The sequence below is a fragment of the Sporichthya sp. genome (assembly GCF_013815995.1).
GTDB lineage: Bacteria > Actinomycetota > Actinomycetes > Sporichthyales > Sporichthyaceae > Sporichthya.
In genome coordinates, this window is the sequence record NZ_JACDFE010000108.1 from 1 (window position 1) to 14,351 (window position 14,351).

Consider the following 14,351-nt stretch of genomic DNA (forward strand, 5'->3'; position numbering starts at 1 on the left):
GTCCTCGGGTATGCCGAGACCGCCACCGGGCTCGGTCACGCGGTGGCGGACGCCCTCCGAACCGCCCGCTACCTGCACTCCACCCGCCGAGCCGTGGCCGGGGTGGCGCCGGTAGCCGGATTCGATGAGGAGCACTCGCACGCCGTCGCGCACCTTCTTCTGCCGGCCGACCCGAACCTGCTGGCGGGAGGGGAACCTCTCGTCCTCGTCGACGACGAGCTCTCCACCGGCTCGACCGTGCTGAACACCGTGACGGCGCTGCAGTCCCGCCACCCCCGGTCGCGTTACGTCGTGGCGACGCTTCTCGATCTGCGCAGCCCGGCGGACCGGGAGCGGATGGCGCGCACCGCCGACGCGCTGCATACCCGGATCGACGTCGTCGCCCTGGCCTCCGGACGACTCGAGCTGCGTGCGGATGTCCTGGAACGCGGGACCGCACTCGTCGCGGACGCCCTGGCCGCGTCGAAGCCGCCACCCGCCGGCGGCCCGCGGGCGCACGTCTCCGAGCTCGAGCTGCCGTGGCCCCCCGGGCTGGCCCCGGACGCCCGGCACGGCTGCGACCCGGCCGATCGGGGCACTTGGGACACGGCCCTGCCCCTGATGGCCCGTCAGATTGCCGGCGCGGTATGGCCTGCCGCGCCGACCGGCCGGTCGACGGCCCGCACCGTGCTGGTCCTCGGCGTGGAGGAACTCATCCACGTGCCGGTGCGCCTCGCGGTCTCGCTGGCCGAGGATGCCGAGGCCGTCGGGCGAGAGGTGGAGGTCCGCGCCTCCTCGACGACCCGCTCTCCGGTTCTCGGGTTGGACGTGCCTGGATACGCGATCCGCCACGCGATGACCTTCCCCGCCCACGACGCGCCCAGCGACGGCCCGGGCCCGCGGTACGCCTACAACCTGCTCGGGCCCGCTGGGGCGCGGCGCTTCGATGCGATCGTTCTGGTCCTGGACGCACCTGCCGACACCCCGGCCCTGCGTGCGGGCGGCGGATTGCTGGAACAGCTGCGCGGGGTGTGCGAGCACCTCGTCGTGGTCACCGCGCCGCAACCGGTCACGAAACCCGCAGCGCGGCGCACCGAGCGCACGGCTCCACCCGAGCCCCTGCATGGCCCGGCCTTCGGCTCGTACGACGCCGCCGAGGTCGGATGGTTGCTCACCGACCTGTCGCACATTCCCCTGGAGGCGCCACTGGCGCAGCGCGAGGCGGCCGTGCAGTCGGGCCGGGCGCACTACGCGGAATCCCTCCCGATCGAGTACGTGCCGGGCGCCGCCTACCTGGAGATGTTCGAGCGCTCGCTGCAGCTGTCCGCGGCCCGCGTGGCGCACGCTGTCGGCCTGGTCACCGAGGCCGTGCTCGCGCGACGCGGCGAGCGCACCGTGCTCGTCAGTCTGGCCCGGGCCGGGACACCGGTCGGGATCCTGATGCGACGGTGGGCCCAGCAGGTCGCCCGGACCGAGCTGCCCCACTACGCGGTGAGCATCGTGCGCGGACGCGGCATCGACACCGTGGCCCTGCAGTGGCTGACGGACCATCACCATCCGGCGGACGTGGTGTTCGTGGACGGCTGGACCGGCAAGGGCGCGATCGCGCGGGAACTCACCGCGGCCCTGACCGCGTACGCCGGCGCAGGCGGGGCGCACTTCGACTCCGACCTGGCCGTGCTCGCCGACCCGGGCTGGGCGGCGCCGCTGGCCGGGACCCGCGACGACTTCCTGATCCCGTCGGCGTGCCTGAACTCCACCGTCAGCGGGCTGGTCTCGCGCACGGTCCTGCGCGCAGACCTGATCGGCCCGAACGACTTCCACGGCGCCAAGTTCTACCGGGATCTCGGCGACGGCGACGTCTCCGCCCGTTTCCTCGACGCCGTGGCCGCTGAGTTCACCACCGTCGCTCCGGCCGTCCGCGACGACGTCCGCCAGGGCGGTGCCGGGAAGCGCCCGGTGACCTGGCGGGGCTGGGCGGCGGTCGAGAAGATCTGTGCCGACGAGGGCATTGCGGATGTGAACCTGGTCAAGCCCGGGGTCGGAGAAACCACCCGGGTCCTGCTGCGCCGAGTTCCGCACAAGGTACTGGCGCGCGCCGACGCCGGCGCCGACCTGGACCACATCCGGCTGCTCGCCGACGAGCGCGGGGTCCCCGTCGAGACCGTCGACAATCTTCCGTACTCCTGTGTGGGCCTGATCGCGGCCGGGGCCGGTGGCGATTCATGACCGTCGCCCCTGACGTGACCCGCCCCCTGGTCGCCTGCGACCTGGACCGAACGTTGATCTACTCCGCTGCCGCCCTCGGGCTGGGCGGACCGGACGCCGCGGCGCCGCCGCTCGTGGTCGCCGAGGTCTACCAGGGCGTCCCCATCTCGTTCCTCACGCGGCGAGCGGAGACGCTCCTGGCCGAGCTCGCGCAGATCGCCGTGTTCGTGCCGACGACGACCCGCACCGTGGCCCAGTACGAGCGGGTCCGACTCTTCCAGCGGCCCCCGGCCTTCGCCGTGACGACCAACGGCGCGCAGATCGTGGTCGACGGACGCCCGGACGGCGATTGGACGGTCGAGATCGCCGCGCGGTTGACGTCGGCGTGCGCTCCCCTGGCGGACATCGCCGACCACCTCGCGAAGCTCGACGATCCCCGCTGGACGCTCTCCCGCCGGGTCGCCGAGGACGTGTTCTGCTACCTGGTCGTGAACCGGGCCGAGTTGCCGGCGACATTCGTCTCGGACCTCGCCGAGTGGTGCGAGCCGCTCGGGTGGACGGTGTCGCTGCAGGGCCGGAAGATCTACGCCGTGCCCCGCCCGCTGACCAAGAGCGCGGCCCTCGCGGAAGTCGTCCGGCGCAGCGGAGCGACCTGCATGTTCGGCGCGGGTGACTCGCTCCTCGACGCCGACCTTCTCGAGGCCGCGCAGTACGGCGTGCGGCCGGCGCACGGCGAACTCGCGGACCTCGGCTGGCAACGGGACCACGTCGCCGTCACCTCGGCCACCGGGATTCTCGCCGCGGAGGAGATCCTGAACCACCTGTTAGTAGCGTGCGGTCGGTAGATCGACAGCTCGGTAGGCCAGTAAGTCGGTAGGTCACATCGATAAGGGAGTTCGTTCGTATGGCGCTCTGGAATCAGCTCAAGGCGAAGAGCCAGGACATGTCCACCCAGCTCAAGACCAAGAGCGGGCAGCTCAAGAACAAGAACTTCTCCGAGGCGAGCATGGCGATGTGCGCGCTGATCGCGGCCGCGGACGGCAGCATCGACGCCGAGGAGCGCCGCAAGGTCGCCGGCCTGATCAGCACCAACGACGTGCTCTCGATCTTCAAGGCGGATGAGCTTCGCGAGCGGTTCGACCACTACTGCAACAAGCTCTCGGCCGACTTCGACTTCGGCAAGATCGAGGCGCTGCAGGCGCTGGGTAAGTGCAAGAAGAAGGACGTCGAGGCGCGCGCGGTGATCCAGATCGGGATCATCATCGGCGGCGCCGACGGCAACTTCGACGACAACGAGAAGAAGGCCGTTAAGGAGGCCTGCCACGCGGTCGGGATCGACCCGGCCGAGTTCGAGCTCTGAGGTTCAGGCCACGGGGGTGCGGGGGTCGAGCCAGGCGATCCGGTCGAAGCCGAAGGCCAGGCAGACCTCCCGCACCGTCGGGCCGACCTCCCGCGGTTCCGCGCGGACGACCAGTTCGCCGTCGACGTTGTAGACGGTGGCCAGCGGCGTCACCCCGAGGCTCTTCGGCGCGTCCATCGGGATCTCCAGGCGCCCCCCGCCCAGCGTCGTGACGGTGAGCGTGCCACCCCAGGCGATCTCGCCGCCGGAGGCGGAGAACGCGTAGAACAGCAGCCGGTCCACCTCGCGCACCTGTCGGAGGTCGACCGTGACGGTCTCGAATCGCTCGCGGGCCGCGCGCAGGATCGGCCGGGTCGTCCCGGGCGGTGCGATTGTGAGCCCGGACTCGAGCTGGACGGCGGAGCTGGAGCCGACGCGGAGCCGGTACGCGCAGCCCAGGCGCAGGTCTCCCACCGCCTCCGAACACGCCGCCGTGATCGTGAGCGCACCGACACCGGACTGAAGGCGGGTCAGCGTCACGACCGGCGCCTTGCCGGTGAGAATCTCCGGCCGACCGGACTGAACCCGTCGGACCGGCACCGCAGCCGCCTCCGCGGTGCGCCGGGGCGACCGGGCCGCCGGCTCCGGTGCGGTCGGGGCCGAGGGTTCGGGGGACGCCGGCGGAGCTGACAGGTCGAGCGAGACGGATCCGACGGACCTCGGTGCGGGCGGCGCGACGGCGCTGCCCAGATCGAGCGAGGCCGTTGCCACCGCAGGTGGGGCGACGGTCGGCGTTGCGGCCGGCGGAGGCACCGGGACCGGCACTGGGACCGGGACAGCCGGCCGGGCCCTTCGGCGCAGGAAGGTCAGGTCAGGCCGCGGCGGCGCCTGTTCCGGGGCGTGCCTCACAGCGGGATCTTGAAGTCGGCGGCGACGCCCGAGATGCCTTGGGCGTAGCCGTCCCCGATGATCTTGAACTTCCAGAACCGGCCGGCGCGGTACACCTCGCCGAGAACCACCGCCGTCTCCGGCCCGAACACCGGAGCGAGGTTCTCGGAGCGAACCAACTCCGCGTTGTCCTTCAGGTCGAGGACGCGCAGGGTGCAGTCCTTGAGCTGCCCGAGCGTGCGTCGCCCCGCGATCGCCTCGTTGACGTAAGCGATCACCACGATCCGGTCGACATTCCCGGGCACCCCGGTCAGGTCGATCTCGACCTGCTCGGTGTCCCCGCCCAGGGCTTGTTCGAGCTGCTGCACGGACAGGTCCGGGGACGCGAGCTGGTTGAAGAACACGAAGTGATCCGCCGACAGTGCGCGACTGCTCGCGTCGCACAGGATGGTGGCCAGCACGAGGTTGTCGAGCAGCATCTGCTCGGCGCCCGCGGCGAAGCGGACGCCGACCACAATCCCGGTGAGCCCCGGAATCTCCTGGGTGAGCGCGACGTTGGCGCCGCGCTTCATCAGCGGCGCCATCACAGGTCCAGGTCGGAGCCGGAGAACTTGGTCGCCAGGAACGCGCCCTGGGTCATCAGCGAGTCCACGTCCTGGTGTTGAGAGGCGACCAGGACAGAGGAGGCCGAGACCTGCAGCGCCTCAAGCTGTTCCACCAGCGACTCGACGGGTGTCGTCCCCGACGTCCGCGCCACGTGACGGGCGCTCTCCGGAACCGCCAGGTAGCGCTGCAGCGTGGTCGGCAGGTAGTCGTTCAAGGTGTTCCGGACCGACATGACCGCGTAGATGTCGAGCGGCCGGATCGCGGCGGTATCGATGATCTCCTGCAGGGTGTCGGTGAGCCTCCGGGCGCGCACCACAGCGGCGCCGGGCATCTCGCCGGAGCTGCGGTTGATGAGCCGGACGACCTCGGCGATCCGTTCACTCAACTGTTCCGGGCTGTCCGCCGCCGCCGGGTCGGGCGCGTTCGGGCGGGGTGGGTCGGCGCCCAGCTTTCGACGGAGCCAATCCACTGGCACTTCGATCGACCTTCGCGCGCGTCAGTTCTTGGTCTCGACCTGGCGGGTCCGCGCCAGGTAGGGCTGGGCCCGTTCGATCTGGCCTTGCAGCGCGGTGACGGTCTGGGCCATCGACTCGACCGCCTGCCCTCGGAAGGTGTCGAGGGCGTCCATGGTGGCGAAGACGTTCTCGAACGCGGCCTGCAGTTTCGCGACGTCGATCGTCGCGGACGCCGCCTGCTCGTTGATCTGCCCGCCCTGAACCCGCAGCTGGACCGACGTCGCCTCGATGAGGTCGGAGGTGGCTGTGTTCAACGCCGTGATCTGAGTGAGCACCAGCTTCTGGCGGGACAGGGCCTGCGACACGATGACCGCCGTCCGGAGCGCCGCGACGGTGGTGGTCTGCGCGCGGTCGACACCCTTGATCAGCTCGAGGTTGTTCCGGCGGACGAGGTCCAGCGCCATGTAGCCCTGCACGTTGACGGCCATCTGCGTCATCAGGTCCTGACGGCGCTGGCGGATCGGGAAGAGCGCGTCGGAGCGCAGCACGTTCGCCTCCTCCGTCCGGCCGGCCGCCTCCCACTCGGCGACCTTCTGCTCGACGGCGGCATCCAGGGCACCGGCCAGCTCGTTGTACTCGCTGATCTTGCCCATGACGGCCCACATGTTGGCCTTCTCGGTCTCGATCGCCGCGTTGTCCTTGCGGAGCTCGTCCTGACCGGAGGCGAGCGACCGGATGATCGCGTCCAGCTGGTCCTGGGCGGACTCGTACTTGCGGAAGTACCGCTCCACCTTGTCGCCACCCGGAACCCACTTGAGCAGCTTCTTGGTCCCGGTGAGGTCTGCGCGGTTCGGGTCGAGGTCGGTGATGGTGGCGCGAAGGTCCCCGAGGGTGGTGGCCACGCGTGTCTGCGCGTCACCCTTGCCGTCCTTGCCCATCGCGGCTGCCGGGCGCTCCAGCATCCGGTTGGACACCGAGGCCGACTCCCGCAGCTCCTTGTCCCCCATCGCCGTGATCGCGGCGACCTTTTGCGAGAACTCCGGGGACTTGGTGTCGATCAACGAGAGCTCGGCCACGAATGACCTCGCCTTCGTCGCGAGCTCCGCCGCCTTGGCGGGGTCGACCGGTACTGCGCCGGCCGCCTGCTCCTTCTCCACCACAGCCACGGGCGCCGGCGGCATGAGCACGAGGGCGTTCGACGGGCTGGGTGCCGGCGTGGACCCGGGCGGAGTGGCCGACGAGCCGAGGTCGAGGTCTGACATGGCCTGGTCTCCTGGACTGTCGAGGATCGAAGGTTCGGTTCGTGACAGAGGTCCAGCCCGAAGCGTAGGCGGCCGCGGCAGGTTGAGGGAGAGCGCGTCCGCTCTGTGCGGCCCGCCCTACCTGGACGGGGTCCAGTTCGGGTCGCGGCCGATGAAGCCGACCAGCGCGGTTTGCGGGTCTGCATCGGCCGGCACCGGCACCTTGGGGCCGAACTGACCGGAGCTGCGCAGGATCTCGTCCATCGCCGTCATGCCGGCCAACATCTCGGAGCACAGGTCGGGGTCCAACGTCTCGTCCTGACCGGTGGCGCGGGCCAGGTCCCAGGTGTGCATGAACACGTCCCCGGTGTAGAAGCGATCGATCGCCCGGTCCAAGGGGACATCGCCGATGTGCGGGTTGCTCAGCACCTTGGCCGCGGTCGCGGGATCGTCGAGGATCGCCTGCACCGCGTCGAACTGCGTGGTCCATGCCGCCACCGGGTCCTCGTCCACGGACGGCCCGGCGGGCAGTTGCACGCCCGCCCCGCCGGCCAGGAAGCCGGGAAACCACTCGACGAGGTGACGCACGATGTCGCGGGCGGTCCAGCCGGCCACCGGCGCCGGCGCGTCCCAGTCCGAGGTGCCGCGCACCCGGTCGGAGAACGCGCCGGCGTAGAGCCGGTGCCGGGCGGCGGGCTCAGCCTGACCGTCAGAGCGAGCCATCGGTCAGCATCCCGTCGAGCTTGGCGTAACCCTCATTGACACCGACCTCCATGCCGGAGTTCAGCCAGCCCTCGCGGGCCTCGAAGCTGTCGCAGAGCGAGGTCGCGTGCAGGCGGGTGCGGCCGTCGCCAAGGTCCTCGAAGGTCATGGTCTCCAGGCTGACGCCATCGGGCATGCCCTCGAAGGTGAAGGTCTGCACGAGCTTGGTGTCGCTGATCTCGTGGAAGCAGCCGCGGAAGGCGTACTCGGCGCCGTCGTGGCCGGCGACGTACCGCCAGCTGCCGCCGGTGCGGGCGTCCCAGTAGTCGACCTTGGTGTTCAGGCCGTTCGGGCCGATCCAACGGACGAAGATCTCCGGGTCGGTGTGCGCGCGGATCAGCTGCGCCGGGCTCGCGTTGAACTCGCGGTAGATGTGGATGATCGGAACGGTCGGGTCGGCCTCGATACGGGCTTCGGCCACGCTGTTCATGTCGGTTCTCCTTCTCAGGGTTGTTGTTGATCTGACTGGTGGCAGGGGCCGAACTCGGCGCCAGCGGTGGCTCTAGTCGTCGAGGTCGGCGTCGAGGTCGGCGTCGAGGTCGGCGTCGAGGTCGGCGTCGAGGACGGCGAGGACGGCGTCGAGCCGCCGGTAGCGCTCCTCCGCCGCTTGCTGGTGGCGGTGGATCCAACTGGTCATCTCCGCCAGCACCGCCGCCTCCAGGTGGACGGGGCGACGCTGGGCCTCCCGGCTGCGGCTGACCAGCCCGGCCTCCTCCAGCACCTTGAGGTGCTTGGACACCGCTTGCAGGCTGACGTCGTAGGGCTTTGCCAGTTCACTCACGGTGGCGTCGCCCACGACGAGCCGGGTCACGATGTCGCGCCGGGTCGGGTCGGCCAGGGCGGCGAAGAGTCGGGAAAGCCGGTCCGACATCCTCTCCACCTCCTCAACCAATTGGTTGAATACGACCGTACGCCGGAGCTCCGGCTTTGTCAACCAGATGGTTGGCTAATCCCCCTGACCTGCGGGGGTACGGTCGGGGAATGGCTCAGACCCGGTACGTCGCCCTGCTGCGCGGGATCAACGTCGGCGGCACGAACAAGGTCCCGATGGCCGACCTGCGGGAGGTGTTCGAGTCCGCCGGCCACGCCGAGGTCAGCACCTACATCCAGTCCGGCAACGTGCTGTTCCGGTCCGGTGACACCGGCCCCGACCTGGAGAAGCAGATCGAGGCCCAGCTGGCGAAGCGCTTCAACGTCCCCCTGGTGGTCGTGGTCCGCTCGCTGCGCCAGCTGCGCACGGTCGTGGACAAGGCGCCGGCCGGGTTCGGCGCCGAGCCGGACACCTTCCACAGCGACGCGGTGTTCCTGCGCGCGCCCCTGACGCCCGCTCAGGCAATGAAGGTCGTCAAGCTCCGCGAGGGCGTGGACGAGGCCTGGGCCGCCAACGGCGTCGTGTACTTCCAGCGGCTGAGCGCGCAGCGGACCAAGAGCAGGATGAGCGCGATCGTGGGCACGCCGGAGTACCAGCAGATGACGATCCGCAGTTGGCGGACCACCACCAAACTGCTGGCGCTGCTGGAGGCCTGAGCTACTGCAGCCGGATACAGGTTGTCAGCGGTCCGGGGTAGAACGGAGCCATGACGACGCTGCCTGATCGACCCAACTCGGCCCTGCTGGTCATCGACGTCCAGAACGGGGTGGTGACCGGAGCCGTCGACCGTGACGGCGTGGTCTCCCGGATCGGAACCCTGGTGGACCAGGCCCGCGAGGCGGGGACCCCGGTGGTCTGGGTCCAGCACTCCTCCGACGAGCTGCCCCGAGGCAGTTCGCAGTGGGAGTACGTCCCCGAGCTTCCGCAGCTGAACACCGAACCGGTGGTGCACAAGCGCTACGGCGATTCGTTCGAGGACACCGACCTGGAGTCGGTGCTCGCCGGTGCCGGCGTCGGGCGCCTCGTCGTCGCCGGGGCTCAGTCGGATGCCTGTATCCGTTCGACGATCCACGGCGCTTTCGTCCGCGGCTACGACGTCACGCTCGTCTCCGATGCGCACACCACCGAGGACCTCACCCAGTGGGGTGCGCCCGCGCCGGAACTCGTCATCTCCCACACCAACCTGTACTGGCAGTTCCAGGGCGGGCCGGGCCGCACCGCCGACGTGGCGACGGCCGCCGAGGTGAGGTTCTAGTAGGCGTCGTGCCAGCGCCACCACTGGTAGGGCTCGGTCTGCGGGTAGCCCTCCGGTGAGTCCTCCCAGTGCTCCTGCCGCCCGAGCGCGGTGATGTCGAGATAGTTCCAGGTACCGCCCATCGCCTCGTCACCGCGGGCGTTGATGAAGTACGTCCGGTAGATCTGATCGCCCTCGCGGATAAAGGCATTGGTGCCGTGCCATTCGTCGACGTCGTGGTCGGCGTCGAAGTCGTCGGTGATGGTGAACCACGGGAGGGTCCAGCCCATCCGCTCCTTGATGCGCCCGAGTTCGGCCTGCGTCCCGCGGGAGGCGAAGACCAACGTGGTGTCGCGCGCATGCAGGTGCGCGGGGTGGGCGATCTGGTCGGCGAGCATCGAGCACCCCGGGCAGCCGTGCTCCGGCCAGCCGTGCACACCGGGGTCCATGAACGCGCGGTAGACGATCAACTGGCGGCGGCCATCGAAGAGGTCGAGCAGGCTCACCGCTCCGTCCGGGCCGTCGAACTTGTAGGCCTTCTCGACTGCCAGCCACGGCATCCGCCGGCGCTGGGCGGCCATCGCGTCGCGGGCGCGCGTGAGTTCCTTCTCCTTGACCAGCAGGGCTTCGCGGGCGGCGTCCCACTCGGTCCGGGACACCAGGGGCGGGGTCTTCATCAGGAGATCTCCTTCACTCCGTCGGTGGAGAGCAGGTATGCACCGGACGCGAGCTCCGGAGACATCGCTGCCCTAGCCCTGGCGCGTGGGGTCGGGCTGCTTCGGCTCGAACAGGTCGCGCTCGAGCGGACCGAGGCCCGCCCAGTGGTTGGCGTCGGACTCACGCATCTTCTCCAGGGCCCGGCGGCCGAGAACCTGCTGCAGCGTCGCGGTGCGCTCGGACCGGCCGCGGCCGATGAAGCTGACCGACCAGTGCAGCAGCGCCGTCACCCGGTGCTTGAATCCGATCAGGTAGATCAGGTGGATGACCAGCCACATCAGCCAGGCGATGAACCCCTTCAACCGCAACGGGCCGATCGCGGCGACGGCGTAGAAGCGCGAGACCGTCGCCATGTTGCCCTTGTCGAAGTACCTGAACGCCTTGTCCGCCGGCTGACCTTCGAGCCGCGCAGTCAACTGCTTCGCGGCGTGCTTGGCGCCCTGCATCGCCACCTGCGCGACCCCTGGGTAGTCGTTGAGCGTCGCCATGTCGCCGAGGACGTAGACCTCCGGGTGCCCGGGCAGCGTGAGGTCGGGCTGCACCTTGATGCGGCCGGCGCGGTCCAGTTCGGCCCCGGACTGCTCGGCCAACTGCTTGCCCAGCGGCGACGCGGCCACCCCGGCGGCCCAGACCTTGCAGTAGGAGTCGATGCGCCGGCGGTTGCCGGCCTTGTCCTCCACCGTCACGCCCTCGCCGTCGACGTCGACGACCTTGAGGTGGAGCTGGACGTCGACGCCCATCTCCTCCAGGCGGCCCCGCGCTGCCTTGGACAGCTTGTCGCCGAACGAGCCGAGGACGTTCGGCGCAGCGTCGAGCAGGACGATGCGGGCCTGGCTCGGGTCGATGTTGCGGAAGTCGCGGTGCAGGGTGCGCCGGGACAACTCGGCAATCTGCCCGGCCATCTCGACGCCGGTCGGCCCGGCTCCGACGACGACGAAGGTCAGCAGCTTCTTGGCCATTGCCGGGTCCTTGGTGAGCTCGGCGAGCTCGAACACCCCGAAGATGCGCCCGCGCAGTTCCAGGGCGTCGTCGATCGACTTCATGCCCGGCGCGAAATCGGCGAACTGGTCGTTGCCGAAGTAGGACTGGCCGGCGCCGGCCGCGACGATGAGGGAGTCGTAACCGAAGGTGGCGGTGCCCAGCGGCGAGGTGGAGGTGACGGTCTTCGCGGCGAGGTCGATGCCGGTGACGTCACCGAGCAGGACCTGCGCGTTCTTCTGCCGGCGCAGGATCTCGCGGGTGGCCGGGGCGATCTCGCCCTCGGAGAGCACGCCGGTCGCCACCTGGTACAGCAGCGGCTGGAACAGGTGGTGCGCGGTCCGGGCGATCAGGGTGACCTCGACCGGCGACTTCTTCAGGTGCTTGGCCGCGAACAGCCCACCGAAGCCGGACCCGATGATCACCACGCGATGCGGTGCACTCATGTGTGTCCTCCCCTTCGCCCAACTGCTGTTGCTACCCGGACCTTCCTACCGCGCCCGCGTTGCAGGCGTGAGTCGGGTCTCGCCGGTGCCAGACTCGGTCCGACCTACTGACGGGGGTTCACGTGAACCGCGCACTCACCGCCGCCGCGGCGGCAATCATCCTGTTCGCCGGCCTGAGCGGGTGCGGCGACGATGACGACGACCCGGCGGTCGAGACCACGCCAGTCGTCACCACGACTCCCGCGGGCGGCGGGTCGGAACCGCTCAGCGGTGAGGATCTCGAGTGCAAGGACGAGATCGTGCGTCAGATGTCCGACCCGTCGCAGGAGACCGATGACGTGCCGCCGGAGTGCGAGGGCGTCAGCGAAGACCGCATCCCCGACCTCGCCGAGATCGCGGGCGACGAGGTCGAGAAGGCCTCGGCGAAGCCCACGTCCTGACCCCAAACCTGCGTAGCGTCCGAAGAAGCGAGCGCTATAACGCTCGCTTGGTCGGACGTCAGGACTCGGGCGAGGGGGAAGCCGTCTCTTCGGGGATCAGCACGACGTAGATCCGGTCGAGGAGGTCCGAGAGCACCTGCTCCGCGGCGGCGACGTTGGCGCGGACGGCGACCTCGACGGTGCCGTTCTCGTGCACCCGCAGGACCGCGAAGGGGGCGCCGGCCTCGTCGAGGCGGGCGAACTGCTCGAGGACGGCCTTGCGGGTGGCCTGGGCCTGCTTGTAGGAGAACCGGGCGTCGGCGAAGGTGGCCTCGACGTTCTGCGCCCGCGCGATCCTGGTGACCGCGCGCATGAAGTCGGTGCCGGCCGACGGCACCCGGTAGACCACGACGCGACCGGCCGGAACGCAGGGGATCGCCCCGGCGTAGCCGCCGCCGTAGCGCTTCTCGCCGAGCTTGGTGATCTGCTCGACGGCGCGGGTCAGGCCGGGGGCCACTTTCGGGGTCCGGGGGGTCGGGCAGGTGGGCTCGACGAACGGCTTCACGCCGGCCTGGCCGGTGGCCACCACGGGACTCTCGCCGGACAGCGTCGGCGCCGGGGTCGGCGCGGCGGTGGACCCGTCCTCACCGCAGCCGCTGAGCAGCCCAGCGGCGAGCAGGCAACCCGCGAAGGCGCGCGAACGCGACCCGCCGGCCATCTCTCACCTCCCCGCGGGCGATCAACCGCCCGACGGGGAGGGTAGCGAGGCCAGAGCTCAGGAGGCGGCCGCGGCCGTCGCGCGGGTGAGGACCCGCGCGGCCGGCACGGCCTGGGGCTTGGAGACCGCGGGGAGCGGGGTGGCATGCGGGGCGGTTGCGTCCGCGGAGACCTCGGTGCCGCAGTAGCAGCGCAGGACCACGTCGACCAGGCCGGTTTCCTCGGAGGTGAACCGGACGATGCGCCGGGTCGTCAGCAGGACCCGACTCGCGCAGGTGGAGCAGTAGGGAGCGAACATGTCGATAATCGTTTCAGATCGGCCCCCAGATGCACGAGCCAATATGCCATCATTGGTCCATGGATCCACAGACCAATCCGGCCGACTTGGCCCGCGTGCTCGCCGGCTGGACCGATGGTGGCCACGGCACGCTCCCCCAGCGCCTGGCCTACGGGCTGCGCTGCGCGATCAGCTCCGGACTGGTCGGCGACGGCGCGAAGCTTCCCCCCGAGCGGGACCTGGCCCGGGCCCTGGCGGTCAGCCGCTCCACCATCACCACCGCGCTGGACCTGCTCCGGGACGAAGGCCTCGTCGAGTCCCGGCAAGGAAGTGGCACGGTCGTCCGCGGGCCAAGTCAGCGGGCGGTCGGCACGGCACGGATCGCGGGCCAGTTGGGCAGCGCGACCGGGATCGACCTCGCGATCGGCACTCCTCCGGACCCCTCGCACCTGCCCCCGATCACCATCGACGTCGCCGAACTGATCTGCTCGCGGATCGGCAACGGACTGGTCCCGCTCGGGCTCCCGGTGCTGCGCGAGGCGCTCGCCGAACGCCACATGCAGACCGGGCTGATCACCGACCCGACCCAGATCCATGTCACGGCCGGTGCCCATCAGGCGATCGCGCTCACCCTGGCCGCCGCCGCCGGCCCCGGCGACCTGGTCGCGGTCGAGGACCCCAACTACTCCGGCATCTTCGACATCCTCGACGGCATCGGCGCCCGCCCGGTGACGATGGAGTCCGACGAGGACGGGGTGCGCCCAGCCTCATTGGACCGCGCACTCAGTGCCGGCGCGGTCGCGATCTACCTGCAGACCGGCCCGCACAACCCGACCGGGCGGCTGACCTCCCCGGAGCGGATGCAGTCGCTGGCCGCCGTGGCCGACAAGCACCGCGCCTTCGTCGTGGAGGACGTCACCCTCGCCGACCTCACCTTCGGCGGCCGGGTCCGGCCGGAGCTGGCCGAGTTGTGCCGGCGCGCCACGGTCGTCACCACCGGCTCGTTCTCCAAGGTCGGCTGGGCCGGGCTGCGCGTGGGCTGGCTGCGCGCGCCGGCGCCGATCGTCGACCGGACCATGCACCTCAAGCTCGCCCGCGACCTCGGTGGCTCCGCCCCCTCGCAGCTGATGGCCGCCGCCCTGGTGCCGTCCCTCGACGACCTGGCCATCGCGCGGCAGGCCACGCTGCGGCGGGCCGTCGACGCCGCGCTCGCC

Annotated in this window: 18 protein-coding genes; 7 read left to right on the forward strand and 11 right to left on the reverse strand. The window is 70.5% G+C overall.

Translation table 11 applies throughout. The features are described from left to right. From H0X00_RS13210 to H0X00_RS13220, 3 genes are all read left to right on the forward strand, one after another. On the forward strand, positions 1-2,208 hold a 2,208-nt coding region (locus tag H0X00_RS13210; protein ID WP_293771630.1), incomplete at its 5' end, for a phosphoribosyltransferase. Beyond that, positions 2,205-3,032, forward strand: a complete 828-nt coding sequence (locus H0X00_RS13215; RefSeq protein ID WP_293771633.1) for an HAD family hydrolase — start codon at positions 2,205-2,207, stop codon at positions 3,030-3,032. The genes H0X00_RS13210 and H0X00_RS13215, both read left to right, overlap by 4 nt. Before the next feature lie 59 nt (positions 3,033-3,091). Continuing rightward, positions 3,092-3,547 (forward strand): TerB family tellurite resistance protein, encoded by a 456-nt coding sequence (locus tag H0X00_RS13220; RefSeq protein WP_293771636.1) that lies wholly within the window; start codon positions 3,092-3,094, stop codon positions 3,545-3,547. A gap of 3 nt (positions 3,548-3,550) precedes the next feature. Here the strand turns inward: H0X00_RS13220 and H0X00_RS13225 are convergent, their stop codons facing one another. The 7 genes from H0X00_RS13225 to H0X00_RS13255 all read right to left on the reverse strand — a co-directional run bounded on the left by H0X00_RS13225 (position 3,551) and on the right by H0X00_RS13255 (position 8,349). Continuing rightward, complete coding sequence (locus H0X00_RS13225) at positions 3,551-4,297, reverse strand: hypothetical protein (protein ID WP_293771638.1); 747 nt, start codon at positions 4,295-4,297, stop codon at positions 3,551-3,553. Positions 4,298-4,431: 134 nt separating this feature from the next. Further along, complete coding sequence (locus H0X00_RS13230) at positions 4,432-4,998, reverse strand: TerD family protein (RefSeq protein ID WP_293771640.1); 567 nt, start codon at positions 4,996-4,998, stop codon at positions 4,432-4,434. After that, positions 4,998-5,405: a hypothetical protein gene (locus H0X00_RS13235; protein ID WP_293771642.1), complete on the reverse strand. Its 408-nt coding sequence runs from the start codon at positions 5,403-5,405 to the stop codon at positions 4,998-5,000. Before H0X00_RS13235 ends, H0X00_RS13230 begins: the two co-directional genes overlap by 1 nt. 111 nt (positions 5,406-5,516) lie before the next feature. After that, positions 5,517-6,737: a toxic anion resistance protein gene (locus H0X00_RS13240; protein WP_293771644.1), complete on the reverse strand. Its 1,221-nt coding sequence runs from the start codon at positions 6,735-6,737 to the stop codon at positions 5,517-5,519. A 117-nt stretch (positions 6,738-6,854) separates the two neighbouring features. After that, the gene (locus H0X00_RS13245; RefSeq protein ID WP_293771646.1) at positions 6,855-7,439 is read right to left on the reverse strand and encodes a TIGR03086 family metal-binding protein; all 585 of its coding nucleotides are present in this window, start codon (positions 7,437-7,439) and stop codon (positions 6,855-6,857) included. Beyond that, complete coding sequence (locus H0X00_RS13250) at positions 7,426-7,908, reverse strand: SRPBCC family protein (RefSeq protein ID WP_293771648.1); 483 nt, start codon at positions 7,906-7,908, stop codon at positions 7,426-7,428. Before H0X00_RS13250 ends, H0X00_RS13245 begins: the two co-directional genes overlap by 14 nt. A 72-nt stretch (positions 7,909-7,980) precedes the next feature. Further along, positions 7,981-8,349: a helix-turn-helix transcriptional regulator gene (locus H0X00_RS13255; RefSeq protein ID WP_293771651.1), complete on the reverse strand. Its 369-nt coding sequence runs from the start codon at positions 8,347-8,349 to the stop codon at positions 7,981-7,983. Positions 8,350-8,459: 110 nt separating this feature from the next. Here H0X00_RS13255 and H0X00_RS13260 point away from each other — a divergent pair, with 110 nt between their 5' ends. Both H0X00_RS13260 and H0X00_RS13265 read left to right on the forward strand, forming a co-directional pair. Further along, on the forward strand, positions 8,460-9,005 hold the full coding sequence (locus H0X00_RS13260) for a DUF1697 domain-containing protein (RefSeq protein ID WP_293771654.1): 546 nt from the start codon (positions 8,460-8,462) through the stop codon (positions 9,003-9,005). A 50-nt stretch (positions 9,006-9,055) separates the two neighbouring features. Further along, positions 9,056-9,604: a cysteine hydrolase family protein gene (locus H0X00_RS13265; RefSeq protein WP_293771657.1), complete on the forward strand. Its 549-nt coding sequence runs from the start codon at positions 9,056-9,058 to the stop codon at positions 9,602-9,604. On the opposite strand, the gene H0X00_RS13270 is transcribed toward H0X00_RS13265, so the two are convergent. Then, on the reverse strand, positions 9,601-10,260 hold the full coding sequence (locus H0X00_RS13270; RefSeq protein WP_293771659.1) for a DUF899 domain-containing protein: 660 nt from the start codon (positions 10,258-10,260) through the stop codon (positions 9,601-9,603). The genes H0X00_RS13265 and H0X00_RS13270 overlap by 4 nt on opposite strands. Positions 10,261-10,332: 72 nt before the next feature. Further along, positions 10,333-11,724, reverse strand: a complete 1,392-nt coding sequence (locus H0X00_RS13275; protein ID WP_293771662.1) for an NAD(P)/FAD-dependent oxidoreductase — start codon at positions 11,722-11,724, stop codon at positions 10,333-10,335. A 122-nt stretch (positions 11,725-11,846) separates the two neighbouring features. Here H0X00_RS13275 and H0X00_RS13280 point away from each other — a divergent pair, with 122 nt between their 5' ends. Then, on the forward strand, positions 11,847-12,164 hold the full coding sequence (locus H0X00_RS13280; protein ID WP_293771665.1) for a hypothetical protein: 318 nt from the start codon (positions 11,847-11,849) through the stop codon (positions 12,162-12,164). A gap of 58 nt (positions 12,165-12,222) precedes the next feature. Here the strand turns inward: H0X00_RS13280 and H0X00_RS13285 are convergent, their stop codons facing one another. Further along, complete coding sequence (locus H0X00_RS13285) at positions 12,223-12,861, reverse strand: hypothetical protein (protein WP_293771667.1); 639 nt, start codon at positions 12,859-12,861, stop codon at positions 12,223-12,225. A 57-nt stretch (positions 12,862-12,918) separates the two neighbouring features. Then, a complete protein-coding gene (locus tag H0X00_RS13290) occupies positions 12,919-13,158 on the reverse strand; it encodes a hypothetical protein (protein ID WP_293771669.1) in 240 nt (79 codons plus the stop codon). Positions 13,159-13,217: 59 nt separating this feature from the next. Here H0X00_RS13290 and H0X00_RS13295 point away from each other — a divergent pair. Beyond that, positions 13,218-14,351: PLP-dependent aminotransferase family protein (locus H0X00_RS13295; protein WP_293771671.1), on the forward strand; the 1,134-nt coding region annotated here is incomplete at its 3' end.